This window comes from Adhaeribacter rhizoryzae, assembly GCF_008629685.1.
Classification (GTDB): domain Bacteria; phylum Bacteroidota; class Bacteroidia; order Cytophagales; family Hymenobacteraceae; genus Adhaeribacter; species Adhaeribacter rhizoryzae.
Genome location: NZ_VWSF01000003.1, coordinates 256,262 through 270,681 on the forward strand (window position 1 = coordinate 256,262; position 14,420 = coordinate 270,681).

The 14,420-nt window shown below is 44.0% G+C and carries 13 protein-coding genes; 2 read left to right on the top strand and 11 right to left on the bottom strand.

The window, feature by feature from the left end; translation table 11 throughout:
- Positions 1–35 precede the first annotated feature (35 nt).
- The gene (locus tag F0145_RS06110; RefSeq protein ID WP_150087429.1) at positions 36–1,124 is read left to right on the top strand and encodes an aminotransferase class V-fold PLP-dependent enzyme; all 1,089 of its coding nucleotides are present in this window, start codon (positions 36–38) and stop codon (positions 1,122–1,124) included.
- Between the two features lie 253 nt (positions 1,125–1,377).
- Here the strand turns inward: F0145_RS06110 and F0145_RS06115 are convergent, their stop codons facing one another.
- The 11 genes from F0145_RS06115 to F0145_RS06165 form a co-directional block, all read right to left on the bottom strand.
- A complete protein-coding gene (locus F0145_RS06115; RefSeq protein WP_150087430.1) occupies positions 1,378–2,145 on the bottom strand; it encodes an SGNH/GDSL hydrolase family protein in 768 nt (255 codons plus the stop codon).
- Positions 2,146–2,219: 74 nt separating this feature from the next.
- Complete coding sequence (locus F0145_RS06120; RefSeq protein WP_150087431.1) at positions 2,220–2,555, bottom strand: L-rhamnose mutarotase; 336 nt, start codon at positions 2,553–2,555, stop codon at positions 2,220–2,222.
- Between the two features lie 61 nt (positions 2,556–2,616).
- A complete protein-coding gene (locus tag F0145_RS06125; protein ID WP_150087432.1) occupies positions 2,617–3,546 on the bottom strand; it encodes an ABC transporter ATP-binding protein in 930 nt (309 codons plus the stop codon).
- 767 nt (positions 3,547–4,313) lie between these two features.
- A complete protein-coding gene (gene dnaJ / locus F0145_RS06130; protein WP_150087433.1) occupies positions 4,314–5,462 on the bottom strand; it encodes a molecular chaperone DnaJ in 1,149 nt (382 codons plus the stop codon).
- A 3-nt stretch (positions 5,463–5,465) separates the two neighbouring features.
- Positions 5,466–6,032 carry a nucleotide exchange factor GrpE gene (gene grpE, locus F0145_RS06135; RefSeq protein WP_150087434.1) on the bottom strand — a complete coding sequence of 189 codons (567 nt, stop codon included), beginning with the start codon at positions 6,030–6,032 and terminating at the stop codon, positions 5,466–5,468.
- A gap of 231 nt (positions 6,033–6,263) precedes the next feature.
- Positions 6,264–7,259 carry a GTPase ObgE gene (gene obgE / locus F0145_RS06140; protein ID WP_150087435.1) on the bottom strand — a complete coding sequence of 332 codons (996 nt, stop codon included), beginning with the start codon at positions 7,257–7,259 and terminating at the stop codon, positions 6,264–6,266.
- A gap of 103 nt (positions 7,260–7,362) precedes the next feature.
- Positions 7,363–7,956: an adenylate kinase gene (locus F0145_RS06145; RefSeq protein ID WP_150087436.1), complete on the bottom strand. Its 594-nt coding sequence runs from the start codon at positions 7,954–7,956 to the stop codon at positions 7,363–7,365.
- 89 nt (positions 7,957–8,045) lie between these two features.
- Positions 8,046–8,585, bottom strand: a complete 540-nt coding sequence (gene hpt, locus F0145_RS06150; protein ID WP_150087437.1) for a hypoxanthine phosphoribosyltransferase — start codon at positions 8,583–8,585, stop codon at positions 8,046–8,048.
- A 132-nt stretch (positions 8,586–8,717) separates the two neighbouring features.
- The gene (locus tag F0145_RS06155; protein ID WP_150087438.1) at positions 8,718–10,934 is read right to left on the bottom strand and encodes a sodium-translocating pyrophosphatase; all 2,217 of its coding nucleotides are present in this window, start codon (positions 10,932–10,934) and stop codon (positions 8,718–8,720) included.
- A gap of 208 nt (positions 10,935–11,142) precedes the next feature.
- The gene (locus F0145_RS06160) at positions 11,143–12,057 is read right to left on the bottom strand and encodes a M20/M25/M40 family metallo-hydrolase (protein WP_150087439.1); all 915 of its coding nucleotides are present in this window, start codon (positions 12,055–12,057) and stop codon (positions 11,143–11,145) included.
- Positions 12,058–12,159: 102 nt separating this feature from the next.
- Positions 12,160–12,849 carry a glycosyltransferase family 39 protein gene (locus tag F0145_RS06165; protein ID WP_150087440.1) on the bottom strand — a complete coding sequence of 230 codons (690 nt, stop codon included), beginning with the start codon at positions 12,847–12,849 and terminating at the stop codon, positions 12,160–12,162.
- A 216-nt stretch (positions 12,850–13,065) separates the two neighbouring features.
- Between F0145_RS06165 and F0145_RS06170 the strand changes: the two genes are divergently transcribed.
- The gene (locus F0145_RS06170; protein ID WP_150087441.1) at positions 13,066–14,322 is read left to right on the top strand and encodes a tetratricopeptide repeat protein; all 1,257 of its coding nucleotides are present in this window, start codon (positions 13,066–13,068) and stop codon (positions 14,320–14,322) included.
- The last annotated feature ends 98 nt before the right edge of the window (positions 14,323–14,420 follow it).

Consider the following 14,420-nt stretch of genomic DNA (forward strand, 5'->3'; position numbering starts at 1 on the left):
TACCAGATACCAACTTCCAGATACCATTCAAAACTATGAACAACAAGGTATATTTTACCCCTGGTCCTTCTGAATTATACCCCACGGTACCGCAACACATGCAGGCGGCCATGGCGAATAAAATAGGCAGTATTTCGCACCGCAGTCAGCAGTTTAAAGATATTTACGCCCACGCCGAAAAAGGCTTACGCGAATTGTTACAGTTACCGCAGAACTGGGAAATATTGTTTTTGGCCTCAGCCAACGAAATTTGGGAACGCGCCATTCAGAACTGCGTGGAAAAAGAAAGTTTTCATTTGGTAAACGGTTCTTTTTCCAAGCGTTTTTTTCAGATTTCCGAAGAGCTAGGCCGCAAAGCCACGAAACACGAAGTGCCTTTTGGTGAAGGCTTCCAGGCCGATAACATTAATATTCCAGCTTTGGCGGAGTTGATTGCCTTGGTGCAGAATGAAACCAGTTCGGGTGCCAGCCTGCCGGTAGCGGAAATAAATAAATTCCGGGCAAAGGCTGGTGCCGACGCATTAATATTTGTGGATGCTGTTTCGTCTATGCCGCACCCGGCTTTTGATTACAACTTAGTAGATTCTATTTATTTTTCGGTGCAGAAATGCTTTGGTTTGCCGGCCGGCTTAGGCGTTTGGTTGGTAAACGAGCGGTGCATTGCTAAAGCCGAAGCATTGCAGGCCAAAGGTTTTTCTATAGGTTCGTACCACAGCATTCCTTCTTTGCTGAGTAAAGCCAAAACTTTCCAAAACCCTGAAACACCTAATGTGCTGAATATTTATTTACTGGGCCACGTGGCCGAAGAAATGAATAAAAAAGGCATCCAGACCATTCGGGAAGAAACCGAAACCAAAGCTCAACTTATTTACGATTACTTAGCCGCTAGTCAGAATTTTGACATTGCGATGCAGGAGCCCGGCCACCGTTCGGTAACTACTATTATTGCCAACACCAAAATACCGGCTTCGGAGGTTATTAAAAAATTAACGCCTTTTGACATGGTTATCGGCAGCGGCTACGGCAACTACAAAGAAACCCAAATCCGGATTGCCAACTTCCCGACACATTCCGTCAGCCAAGTGCAAGCGCTGGTTTATAAGCTCAAAGAATTAATCGGCTAAAAACCGTTTCGCATCAATATATAAAAAAAGCAGGAAAGTGTATTTCCTGCTTTTTTATTATTGCTCTTATGCAAGTTGGGCTATTTACATTTTGCTAGTGTACCGGCTGTTGGGCCCACTTTTGTCATTCAGGAGGAAACTTTTTGGCTGCCTGCTACATAGTTTCCTCCTGAATGACAGGGGTGGATTTCTTGAACTTCTATTCTTGTATTGATTATGAAATTATAATTCTCCATTCAGAATAGTGAGCTATTTAACCTTTCACGGTTTCTAACCAAGCCTGCGACATTAAGCGGGCACCCGCCAGACTGGGATGCACCCCATCGTACGTCCAGTAAACGCCGGGGGCAGATTTTTGGGCTTTATCGAAAACAGTTTGGTACGGAATAAAAGTGGCGCCGTAAGCGTCGGCAATTTCGCGGGCGGCCTGCCGGTATTCGTTAAAAGCCGGATACCATTTTTCGTTCACGGCTTTAATACCAGTTACAGCAAAAGGCTCGCCAATAATCAGTTTTACTTCTGGCAGCCGCTGTTTGGTGTTATCCAGTAGTTTTTTAAAATCATCGCGGTAAGTCTGAATAGTGCCATCATAATTGCCATTAAGCTTATGCCAGAAATCGTTCACCCCAATCAAAATGCTGAGCACATCTGGTTTCAGGCCTAGTGCATCGTTCTCCCAACGTTCGGCCAGTTGGTAAACTTTGTTGCCGCTAATGCCTTTATTGTAAATCCGTAAATTTTTACCAGGGTGCTGCAGCAACAAATCCGAAGCAGCCAGAAAAGCATAGCCGCTACCCAATGCCGATGGGCTGTTGAAATCCATATTATCTTTCTTGCGACCGGCATCGGTAATAGAATCGCCCTGGAAAAGAATAACGGCATCTTGCTTCAGGGTTACTTTTTTTGGTTTATTTGCAGCAAAAGCCTCGGTTATAATTGCAGGAATTCCTACGGTCAGGAGCCCCCCCAAAGCAGCTTTTTTCAGAAAGCCCCGGCGGTCTGATGGGTTTGTGGTAGACATAGTTTTAATTTAGTATAATTAATTTATTAGCTTTTAATTATTTTAAACAGAATACATGCTGCCCGGTATTAACTTCATAAAGCAAAAATCTTTTCCATTAATACCCATTTTTCGCCAGGTTTAGCCCAGGCTAAGGGTTGCTGAAACGTAGCCATTAGGTTTTCCCAATCCTGTACTTTTGCGTTGGCGGCATCCATCGCGCTTTTTCTTTCAAACGAAAACGAATCTTCCGCTTCCATAATCATAAATAGCCGGTTGCCGGTGCGGAAAATTTCCATGCCGGTAATGCCGGCTTCCCGGATATGTTGCAGGTTTTCGGGCCAGGCATTTTCGCTTTTATGCCAATATTCGTATTCGGCAATTAGGGCCGGATCATCTTTTAAATCTAAAGCAAAGCAATATTTTTTCATGAATAAACCAGTATAAACATTAAAGTTAAACAGCACAACTTTCAGCTTAAAATTTGCCCGCCTATACTTGCTTGGGTTCTTCTGCGTGTAACGTTTCGTTTACCTTCTGAATAAATATATCGTTGATACTCGGGATTTTTTCGCGGAAAGCATGTACCTCAACGTGGGCAATCAGGTACCGCAGCAAATCGTTAGGGTTGGTATTATTTTTTAGCCGGATAGTGGCCCGGAAAAAGCCGTGATGTTCGGATTGCTCCAGCACTTCAAAATCTGGTGATAAAACAAGTAATTGGCCTTTGCCTTCTACCAAATAGGTGGCGGTTTTGTACAGGTTCTTAATATTCTGCACTGAGCCGTCCAATACTTTCCGCGAGCGGTTAATCAAAGCAATATTATCGCACAATTCTTCAACCGATTCCATGCGGTGCGTCGAAAAAATAATGGTGCTGCCTTTTTCGCGGAGTTCCAGAATTTCGTCCTTTACAATATTAGCATTAATGGGGTCGAAACCCGAAAAAGGCTCATCCAAAATAATTAATTCGGGTTGGTGGAGCACGGTGGCAATAAACTGCACTTTCTGTTGCATCCCTTTCGAGAGGTCCTCCACGTTTTTATTCATCCAGGAACCAATATCAAACTTAGTTGCCCAGCTTTTTATTTTAGCCGTGGCTTCGGCTTTGTTTATTCCTTTTAATTGCGACAGGTACAAAAGCTGCTCGCCCACTTTCATTTTTTTATACAGGCCGCGCTCTTCGGGCAAATAACCCATATTTTTTATATGATCCGGCCGTAATGGTTCACCTTTAAAAAATATTTCCCCGGTATCGGCACCCGTAATTTGGGTAATAATGCGAATGAGCGAAGTTTTACCGGCACCATTAGGGCCTAATAAGCCAAAAATACTTTGGGCGGGAATTTCAAAACTAATGTCCTGCAGGGCCTGGTGGTTTGCATATTGCTTCGACACACCAACTACTTTAAGAATACTCAAGGCTTATCGGGTTAAAAGAATCAAAATTACAGGATAAGTTAGCAACTGCAAGAATTACCTTTCTACAATCTGGTAATCTATTTTAAAAAAATTTATTAGAAATTTTGCGCTGGCTATATTTTCAACGGGATAAAACTTTTGATTTTTAGAGTTGTCAGGATTATTGAGAAAAGCCTTTGCCCGGGGTCATCCCAAGCTTGCCGAAGGATCTATTAGCACCCTTAGTAAAATATTTATTACTTCCGGTTGTTACTCATTTCTAAAAGGAAGGTAAGAATCAGAAGGATACTACAAGCTTATGACGTAGCTTTTATAATTCAGTTGGCTTTTAGTAATAGATCCCTCGACAGGCTCGGGATGACCCAGAGCAAAGGCAGATCTAAGTAAGTAGAGGTTAATGGTTAGTGAATGCCAATATCAAGTGGTTAATGCGCCAGCTACAGGCGTCATGTTGAGCTTGTCGAAACATCTAAATCTATTTTTATACGGTAGTAATTATTCCTTAGACAAACTCAGGATAACTAAACGTGTACACTTAAGCCAAATTACTTTTTGAAAGTAGTATTAGGTATTAAAAAGGCTTTTTTTGCCGTATTCTCTAAATATTAAAACCGGTGGTTCCTGCATTTATTTAATCTTGTTCATAGCTTGGGTTGTGCGCTTAGCAATATCTGTTTTTATTGCACAAATAATCAGGAAAACATTTTAAAACAAAAGCCCCCGGATTTTTCCGGGGGCCTTGTTAATTATTTCTAAGAGTTTGGCTATTAAGCAAAATATTCTTTCATCTTTTCGAAGAAGCCTTTTTCGTGCTTACCCGGATGTGGTGTAAAGTTATCGGAGCTGCGGAGTTTCTCCAGCATGGCCCGCTCTTCGTTGCTCACGTTTTTCGGTGTCCAGACATTAATATGAATTAGCTGGTCGCCTTTGCCGTAGCCGTTAATATCTTTAATACCCTTGCCCCGCAACCGCAATATTTTACCGCCCTGGGTACCCGGATCAATCTTAATTTTCACCTTGCCTTCAATGGTTGGTACTTCTATGTTCGCGCCTAAAGCAGCATCCACAAAACTAATATATTGATCGAAAACGACATTGTTGCCATCGCGTTTCAGGAATAGATGCGGTTCTTCTTCTATCTGAATGAGTAAATCACCGGCTACACCACCTCGCTCGGGTACGTTGCCTTTACCACTCATCGATAACTGCATGCCGTCGGCAACACCAGCCGGTACGTTAATCGAGATTACTTCTTCTTTTAGTTCGCGACCTTCACCGTGGCAGGCATCGCATTTCTGGGTTACTTTCTGGCCTTCGCCGTCGCAGGTTGGGCAGGTATTCGTAGAAACCATCTGGCCCAACATGGTATTTACCACTTTGCGTACCTGGCCGGAACCCTGGCAAGTATTACAGGTTTGCAGCGACGCACCGTTTTTAGAGCCGTTACCACCGCATATGTTACAAGCTACATAACGCTTAACCTTTATTTTTTTCTCAACGCCGTTGGCTACTTCTTCCAGATTTAGTTTAAGCTTAATGCGCAGGTTAGAACCTTTACGCACCCGCCGACCACCGGAACGGCCGCCACCAAAGAAATCGCCAAACGGACTGCCTTGGCCACCGCCAAAAATATCGCCGAACTGCGAGAAAATATCCTCCATGTTCATGCCACCGCCGCCAAAGCCGCCACCGTTTACACCCTGGTGACCAAAACGGTCGTAGCGGGCGCGTTTGTCCTGATCGCTCAAGACTTCGTAGGCCTCGGCTGCTTCTTTAAATTTATCTTCGGCCGTCGGGTCGTCAGGGTTTTTATCCGGGTGAAACTTGATCGCTATTTTGCGGTAAGCTTTTTTGATTTCGTCGGCACCGGCACCTTTCTCAACCCCTAATATCTCGTAATAATCTCTTTTCGCCATGACCTAAGCTCCAATTACAACTTTTGCAAACCGGATAACTTTGTCGTGCAAATAATATCCTTTTTCAACTTCATCAATTATTTTACCCTTTTGGCTTTCGTCGGGTGCCGGAATTTGCGTAATGGCTTCGTGTACATCCGCATCAAACGATGAACCTACGGCTTCCATTGGCTTCAGGCCTTTTTGCTGCAGAATGCTAAATAATTTATTATAAATTAAATCAACACCTTCTTTTACAGCCGCCACATCCTGGGCTTGATCCATCGCCTGCCGGGCCCGTTCAAAATCATCGATTACGGGCAATAAAGCCACTACCATTTCCTGGTTAGCGGTTTTTAGCATATCCAGGCGTTCTTTAGATGTCCGGCGCTTATAATTATCAAACTCCGAATAAAGACGCAGGTACTTATCTTTCATGTCACTTAACTCCTCTTCCAGCTTTGCCGCCGGATCGGCAATCGCTTCGGCGTGGTCAGGCAATCCCTGTTCTTCTACGGTCGAGGTTTCGGTTGGCGATGCGTTATTTTCCTGCTGTTCTTCTTCTGGTAAATTATTTTTATCTGCTGACATAGCTTATCTTATTCTCAGTTATTCTTGCCAATCTTACTAATCAATTTGTTTGCCAAACCCTTTTTTGTGACAAACTGACATTTATTTAATGTGCTAATTAGTTAATGTGCTGATGTGCTAATTGTTTAATGGGATAATTCGGTAATGTGAGAATTTTCGAATTCATTTAATTTTCGAATTTCCACATTAAATAATCAGCACATTAGCACATTACCCAATTAGCACATTAAACTATTCTGCATTTAAAGTTTGCCAGATAAGGTCTTTTAGCTGCATGATATTTTTTTGCGTGATGCTGGAAATAAAAACGGTAGGCAAATCTTTGGGTAAAGTTTTGCGCATTTCTTTTTCCAGTTCATCGTCTATCAGGTCTGTTTTCGTGATGGCTAACAAACGTTGCTTACTTAGTAGTTCCGGATTAAAGGTTTGCAGCTCATTTAATAATACCCGGTATTCGTCGGCTATGTCTGCACTTTCTACCGAAATCATAAACAACAAAATAGAGTTGCGTTCAATGTGTTTCAGAAACCGGATACCTAAACCCTTACCTTCCGAGGCGCCTTCGATAATTCCGGGAATATCGGCCATCACAAACGATTTATAATCGCGGTAAGGCACCACGCCCAGGTTAGGCACCAGCGTAGTAAAAGGATAATTGGCAATTTTGGGTTTGGCCGCCGATACCACCGATAACAAAGTAGATTTACCGGCATTCGGGAAACCAACTAAGCCTACATCGGCCAGCAGTTTTAACTCCAGAATCACCCATTCTTCTATACCGGGTTCGCCGGGCTGCGCATAACGCGGGGTCTGGTTCGTGGGCGATTTAAAATGGGCATTGCCCAAACCGCCCCGACCGCCCGGCGTTAATATTACCGTTTGGCCATCTTCTATTATTTCGGCCATTTTCTCGCCGGTTTCAACATTCCGGGCAATGGTCCCAATGGGCACTTCCAGAATCACGTCTTCGCCTTCCGCCCCCGAAGAATGGCTGGAACCACCCGATTCGCCGGGCTTGGCAATCACGTGCTTTTGGTATTGCAAGTGCAGCAGGGTCCAGAGCTGTTTATTTCCTTTGAGAATTATATGCCCGCCGCGGCCGCCGTCGCCGCCATCCGGACCGCCTTTGGCGTTTTTCTTATCGCGGTGTAAATGCGAAGAGCCAGGGCCACCGTGACCGGAGCGGCAACAAATTTTTACGTAATCAATAAAGTTGGATGAAGCCATCTTGTGCTGAAAAATAGTAAAAGAAAAAGTATTGTCTTTTTTACTCCTTTTACTATTTTGGGTTAAAAATAAAACCAGCCTTAAAATTCAGGCTGGCTATAACTTATATAGTTTTTGGTTGCGTAAGGTAGCTATCTATAATAGAACAGGTTTGGTTAAATATTTCGTCTATTTCGCCAATGCCATTTACCGCGTGGTATTTGCCTTGCTGGGCGTAAAAACCGGCTACCGGCGCGGTTTTGGTATTATATTCCTGCACGCGCTTGCGCACCAGGCTTTCGTCCTGGTCATCGGGGCGGCCCGAAGTTTGTCCGCGCAGCAACAAACGCTTAGTCAGTTCTTCTTCGCTTACTTCCAGGGCAATCATGCAGGTAATGGCAGTATTATTTTGAGCCATTAGCTCGTCCAATCCTTCAGCTTGCGGTACGGTGCGCGGAAAGCCATCGAAAATGAAACCGGCTGCCGATTTATTTTCTTTTAATTTGCTGTCAATCATGCCAATTACAACTTCATCGGGCACCAGCAAACCTTGGTCCATCAGGGTTTTGGCCCGTAAACCCAATTCTGTACCGGCCGCAATCTGCGACCGCAACAAATCGCCGGTAGATAAATGAATTAACTGATAAGTATCTATTAACTTCTGGCTTTGGGTGCCTTTGCCTGCTCCCGGAGGTCCGAACAATACAATATTTAGCATATAGTTTAATAAATAAGCAGTAAAAATAAGACTTATCGGTAAGTTTTACTATTATTTAGCTTAATCTTTTGAAATTTTGAAATATATAGCTACAATACTTTATAAATATTGCGCAGATTACGGCCCAGGCCATTATAATCTAACCCATAGCCCACCACAAAATCATTAGGGATGGTTAAGCCAATATATTTTACCTGCAGTGGATGTTGTACACAATCGGGTTTTAACAGTAAAGCCGCTATTTCAATAGAAGCTGGTTCCCGTGCAATCAGGTTCTGCAGCAACGCGTAAACTGTTTGGCCGGTATCTACAATATCTTCCAGAATAACAATGTGCCGGCCTTTAATATCTTCCTTCAAACCTATTACTTCACTTACCTGCCCGGTGCTGTGCATGTCCTGGTAAGATGATACCCGCAGAAAAGAAATTTCACAATCCAGGTTGGTTTCCTTCATTAAATCGGAGGCAAACATAAAGGCTCCGTTCAGAATAGCCAGAAAAAGCGGTTTTTTGTCTTTGTAATCGGCGTTTATCCCGGCTGCCACTTGCCGAATGGCCGCCAGAATTTCTTTTTCCGGAATATTTATTTCGAAAGACTTGTCGTGGAGCGAAATGCGGTTGGGAGCCATAATGGTAAGTTAAAAACGGAAAGTTATACCTTAAAACTTGCAAATAAAAACCACAGTAGCAATTGCCAAGTAAAAACAAGCAAAAGAAAAGCCCTTCCGTTTCCAGAAGGGCTTTTCTTTTGGTTTTAAAACTTAGCGCGCTGAGCGGGCTGTAATTAATTCTATTGTTGCCGGTAAGCTTTCAGGCTGAACCGAAACCTGTTCTATCTGAATTTTATTTTCCGGAATAGCTGGCATTTGCGTAGTGCCGGCGGTATCGGGTACGGCAATGTGCGGCGCAATTACCAGCGACACAATCGACATTAATTTAATCAGAATATTCATAGAGGGGCCGGAAGTATCTTTAAAAGGATCGCCAACGGTATCGCCGGTTACGGAAGCTTTGTGGGCATCTGAACCTTTGTACTCCATTTTGCCATTAATCATTACCCCTTTTTCGAAAGATTTTTTCGCGTTATCCCAAGCACCACCGGCATTAGACTGGAACATAGCCATTAAAACACCCGAAACGGTAACACCGGCTAAAACCCCACCCAGAACTTCCGGGCCCATGGTATAACCCACAATAATAGGAACAATTAGAGCAATAGCGCCCGGCAACATCATTTCGCGGATAGCTGCTTTCGTAGAAATAGCCACGCACTTGTCGTATTCCGGTTTGCCGGTGCCTTCCATAATACCCGGTATTTCGCGGAACTGCCGGCGTACTTCCTCTACCATCGCCATAGCGGCCCGGCCTACCGCCGAAATAGCCAAAGCCGAAAAAATAAACGGAATCATGCCGCCCACAAAAAGGCCGGCTAATACCCGGGCGTTGCTAATATCTATTACGGTAATATTGGCGGTACCCATAAAAGCGGCAAATAAGGCAAGCGAAGTAAGCGCCGCCGAAGCAATGGCAAAACCCTTACCCGTAGCGGCGGTGGTATTACCTACAGCATCCAGAATATCGGTCCGTTCGCGTACTTCTTTGGGCAATTCGCTCATTTCGGCAATACCGCCGGCGTTATCGGCAATCGGACCGAAGGCATCAATGGCCAACTGCATGGCGGTGGTGGCCATCATACCGGCAGCTGCAATCGCAACCCCGTACAAACCGGCTACTTCATAAGAAAATATTATACCGGCAGCCAGCACTATAATCGGCATCACCGTCGATTCCATACCTACAGCTAACCCGCCAATAACGGTAGTAGCATGACCGGTGCTGCTTTGGCGAACAATGCTGTTAACCGGCCGCCGGCCCATGGCGGTATAATATTCGGTAATAATACTCATAAGCGTACCCACAATTAACCCGATGATAATTGCCCAGAAAACACCCATGCGGGTGAAGTCGAAGCCACGCAGGCTTAAGGTTTCTGGTAACATCCAGTTAACCAGAAAATAAGAAGCAATAGCGGTTAATACCACCGAGGACCAGTTACCTAAGTTTAAAGCGGCCTGCACATTACCTCCTTCTTTTACGCGCACAAACAAAGTACCAATCATGGAGAAAATAATGCCCATACCCGCAATTACCATGGGTAATAATATCGGCGAAATACCGCCAAAATTATCCTGCACGGTAATTTCCCGGCCCAATACCATGGTTGCCAGAATCGTAGCCACGTAAGAACCAAATAAGTCGGCACCCATACCGGCTACGTCGCCTACGTTATCACCTACGTTGTCGGCAATAGTGGCGGGGTTGCGGGGGTCATCTTCCGGAATTCCGGCTTCTACTTTACCTACCAAGTCAGCGCCTACGTCGGCGGCTTTGGTGTAAATACCGCCGCCTACCCGGGCAAATAAGGCAATACTTTCGGCCCCTAACGAAAAGCCCGTTAATACCTCCAGGGCAATTTCCATGTCTTCGGCATTGTAAGTATCGCCTACAAAAATGGCTTTAAATACAATAAATAAACTGCCTAAACCCAGCACCGCCAGGCCGGCAACACCCATGCCCATTACCGAACCACCGCCAAACGACACATCCAAGGCTTTCGATAAACTGGTTTTAGCAGCTTGCGCGGTGCGCACATTGGCTTTGGTAGCGATGCGCATGCCAATAAAACCGGCCAAAGCCGAAAATACGGCGCCTATTAAAAAAGAAACGACAATTAGTGGATGAGAATTTTCGCCTACTGTACCCAGGTACCCTAAAAACAAACAGGCGATAACTGCAAAATAAGTAAGTACTTTATATTCGGCTTTGAGAAAAGCCATGGCGCCCTCGGCAATAAAACGGGCAATTGTTGACATTTTTTCACTCCCGGCATCTTGCCTGGTTACCCAGGCAGACTTCACGGCGGTGTACAGCAAGGCAACGATTCCGAAAGCAGGAATTAGGTAAATAATGTTTTCCATTTAAAGCTTTTTATGGTTGTGGATTTAAAAATTTGTAGTGGACGTTTTTAACCTATAATGGGCGTAACATACAAATTAAAATCTTAAAAACAATAGCTCTAATAGCTGCCAGATAGCTTTTTTATGCTGCTGTTGAGTCCTTTCTATTTTCAGGTTTGGGGGTACGAGGGGGCTACTATATTGTATATTCAATATTAAGTCTAAAACATTAAAGTTCTTTCATCAACACCCGGTATAAAGCCACCATATTTTCAATATCTTTTTTATGCACAATTTCGTCCGGCGAATGCACATTATCTTCGGGTGCGCCTACAAAACACCAATCCCACGGAATACTGCCGCGCTGCAATTCCTTGGCATCGCTGCCGCCTGCACTTTCTACTTCTAATTGGTAAGGTATGCCAGCTTCTTTGGCAATAGCAACAAGTTTCTGCACAAAACTGCGCCGCGGAATTAAGCTGTCGCGCAACGATATGGCCGGTCCCTGGCCGGGGAATACGCCTTCGGTAACCCAGGTAATGTCGGAGATGAGCGCCTGGTTTACGCCGTATTTTTCGTAAATATATTTGGCCAGGTAAGCCACCGAGCCGCCGCCGTGCTCCTCCCAGCAGCTAAAAGCAATAATTCCGTCTTCCAAAGTTTCTGCCACCCGCAAAGCATTCCACACGCCCAATCGGTTATCGAGGTAACACGATTGCACCGTATTCTCGGTCTCGCGGAAATCGCACTTAAATACCAACTCTGTACCTCGCTCAATTTCCCGGTGGTAGGCGTAACTTAGTTGTCTGTTTTCTTCCGAAACTTCCAGGGTACATTCAATTTCACCTTGTTCGTCGCGGCCTACCAATTGGTAACCCGTTTCGGTATCTGGTCCGCCAATTTTAATTAGTTGCTTGCCGTACCGCACCATAAACCCAATAGAATCGAGGTGAGCAAAAATAGCGGTACGCGGCTTCCCGAAAACCAGCAGAATGCAATCCTGGAACTCGCGGCCGGTAATTACTTCGGGCATAACTTTCCAGGTATGTTTATTATTTTGAATATAATCCAGTAAAAAGTTAGTCAGTTGGGTTTCGTTGCCCGAAGGCGCATGCACCCGGCACAGTTGTTCGAGTAGTTTCATAGTTTTATAATTCTATTATTTTAGCGTCATGGTAAGTTAAGTACAAGTACAAAAATAAGAAGGCACAAAATAACAGGTAAATTTTTACCGCCCCTGCCCGTCTTAAAACATGAGGGGAGTTTCCAGCAACTTTTTTGCTGTTGTAAAATTAAAATCCTTTAAAAAATAAAAGCCAACCACCAGGTACAACATACCCAAATGCGGCTTTAGTACCGTTACGAAGGCCAGCAACAAACCCGATAAGAGCAATAATTTAGTGGAAGGCCGGTTTAAATACGAGTAAAAGCAGTAAGCAAAAAATATTAACAAACCAACCGATAAACTATCGGGCAATACAATAATACTATAAAACGAAACTGTCCAACTAAGCAAACATAAAAGATAAGTCAGGTAAAACATAGTCCGGCTAGCCATTATCCGGCCGACTAAAAGTGCCAAAACAACAATGCTTATTGCCTCTGTACCAAGTTGCACCAACAGCACCATGAAATCGGCGAACGCAACATTTAAAAATTGCCGAAAAAATAGGTATAACAAACTAAAATGCGGTAAGCGCCCGGCGTACACGTTTTCTTTACCATTAAAAAAATAATACGTACCGGACTGGATATAATTCTCCATTGCCGCATGGTACGAAAAATAGTCGTGGCCCCGGATTACTAACTCGTCGAGGTGATAACCAAGGGGAGCGCAGCTAAGCAGGTACCGCAGAAAAACAGCCGTCAGAAACTTCAGGGTAAATGCCAATAAAAATAAAGCAATCAGTTTTCTTCTACCGGGGTAAGGCTTCATAAAATATTCCTAAACTAAAAATAAGTGCGCTGGAGCAGCCGCCTAATGAACTTTTAAAATTAAAATTCTCGTTTAAAATAGGTAACATTTATTTTCTGCTTTCAGAATATATAAAATATTAATATTTAACTTAATTTAGAATTCCCTTTTTTTCAGCCTCCTGGGGTTAATATTTAACTATGAAGAAGTTGTATCTTTGTCCCGGCATTTAATAAAATGAAAAAAACTTTTTTACTTTTTTTCCCCTTATTTTTCCTGGCTATCGTGTCCCGGGCCCAAACCACCGACCCCAAGCAACAAGCAGCTATCGATTCGGTTATTCGCCACATGGTAATCGACTCGGTTGATGTTACGCCCGAGGTTATTGACACCGATGGCTGGTTATTATTAGACGAAAGCATTAAAAACGAATTATCCGGAGCCGTAGATAATCTCTACAACTTCAAGTACGCCCGAGCTGAACGGCAATTCCGTTCGTTGCGCCGACGTTACCCCGAGCACCCCATGCCTTATTTTTTAATGGGCTTGAGTCAATGGTGGAAAATAGTGCCAACTAATATTTTAAGCAAGCAATACGATAATGCTTTTTTCGCCTACATGGATACAACCATTACGTACGGCGAGAAATTATTAGTTAAGAAAAAGAATAATTACGAAGCCGCCTTTTTCCTGGCGGCGGCCCACGGTTTTGCGGCCCGCCTGCATTCCGAGCGCAAAAACTGGCGCAAAGCTACCGTTCATAGCCGGCACGCCCTAAATTTTATGAACAAAGCCAAAGAAGCCAACGGCCTGAGCCCGGAGTTTATGTTTGGCGAAGCGCTCTATAATTATTACGCCGTCTGGATTGGGCAGAATTACCCCTTGCTCCGTCCGGTATTGCTTTTCTTCCCCGACGGCAACAAACAACTGGGCCTTACCCAATTGAAGCAAGTAGCCGACAATGGCTTTTATACCGGCCTCGAAGCCAAATTCTTCCTGATGAAAATATTGGCCAACGAAGAAAATAACCAGATGGGCGCCTACCCTATCTCTCGCTTCCTGGCTACCAAATATCCCGATAATGCCTACTTTCAGCGATTCTACGCCCGCTTATCCTTTGTTATTGGCAATCTTTCTGAAACTGAACGAATGTCCCTGCAAATCCTGGATAAGCTTAACCGCAAAATGCCGGGTTACGAATCTATTAGTGGCCGTTATGCCGCCTACTTTTTAGGCTACATCAACCAAAACCGGAAAAACATACCCAAGGCCAAAGAATATTACCAGCAAGCCATTACCTTCGCCGAACAAACCGACGAAACCAAATCAGGCTACGCCGTACACGCCTACCTCAATCTAGCCCGCATGAGCCACGAAGAAAACAACATTAAGCAAGCCAAACAATACTACGAAATGGTAAAAGATCTGGCCGATGATGATAAGCGGGCGGAGAAGGAAGCGAAGCAGTATTTAAAAAAGTACCGGAAGGTTTAATAAAATCGATACTTTAATTAATATTCACATTTAAAAACTTTAATAGTTTGGGAGTTAGCGATTTACTTCTTGTTCCATTGTACTTGCTACTTATTTAC

Coding starts and splice junctions, on each gene's coding strand:
- F0145_RS06160 (WP_150087439.1), bottom strand. CDS start 12,057: ATGAAACTACTCGAACAACTGTGCCGGGTGCATGCGCCTTCGGGCAAC.
- obgE (WP_150087435.1), bottom strand. CDS start 7,259: ATGGCTTCATCCAACTTTATTGATTACGTAAAAATTTGTTGCCGCTCC.
- hpt (WP_150087437.1), bottom strand. CDS start 8,585: ATGGCTCCCAACCGCATTTCGCTCCACGACAAGTCTTTCGAAATAAAT.
- dnaJ (WP_150087433.1), bottom strand. CDS start 5,462: ATGGCGAAAAGAGATTATTACGAGATATTAGGGGTTGAGAAAGGTGCC.
- F0145_RS06165 (WP_150087440.1), bottom strand. CDS start 12,849: ATGAAGCCTTACCCCGGTAGAAGAAAACTGATTGCTTTATTTTTATTG.
- F0145_RS06115 (WP_150087430.1), bottom strand. CDS start 2,145: ATGTCTACCACAAACCCATCAGACCGCCGGGGCTTTCTGAAAAAAGCT.
- F0145_RS06145 (WP_150087436.1), bottom strand. CDS start 7,956: ATGCTAAATATTGTATTGTTCGGACCTCCGGGAGCAGGCAAAGGCACC.
- grpE (WP_150087434.1), bottom strand. CDS start 6,032: ATGTCAGCAGATAAAAATAATTTACCAGAAGAAGAACAGCAGGAAAAT.
- F0145_RS06120 (WP_150087431.1), bottom strand. CDS start 2,555: ATGAAAAAATATTGCTTTGCTTTAGATTTAAAAGATGATCCGGCCCTA.
- F0145_RS06110 (WP_150087429.1), top strand. CDS start 36: ATGAACAACAAGGTATATTTTACCCCTGGTCCTTCTGAATTATACCCC.
- F0145_RS06155 (WP_150087438.1), bottom strand. CDS start 10,934: ATGGAAAACATTATTTACCTAATTCCTGCTTTCGGAATCGTTGCCTTG.
- F0145_RS06170 (WP_150087441.1), top strand. CDS start 13,066: ATGAAAAAAACTTTTTTACTTTTTTTCCCCTTATTTTTCCTGGCTATC.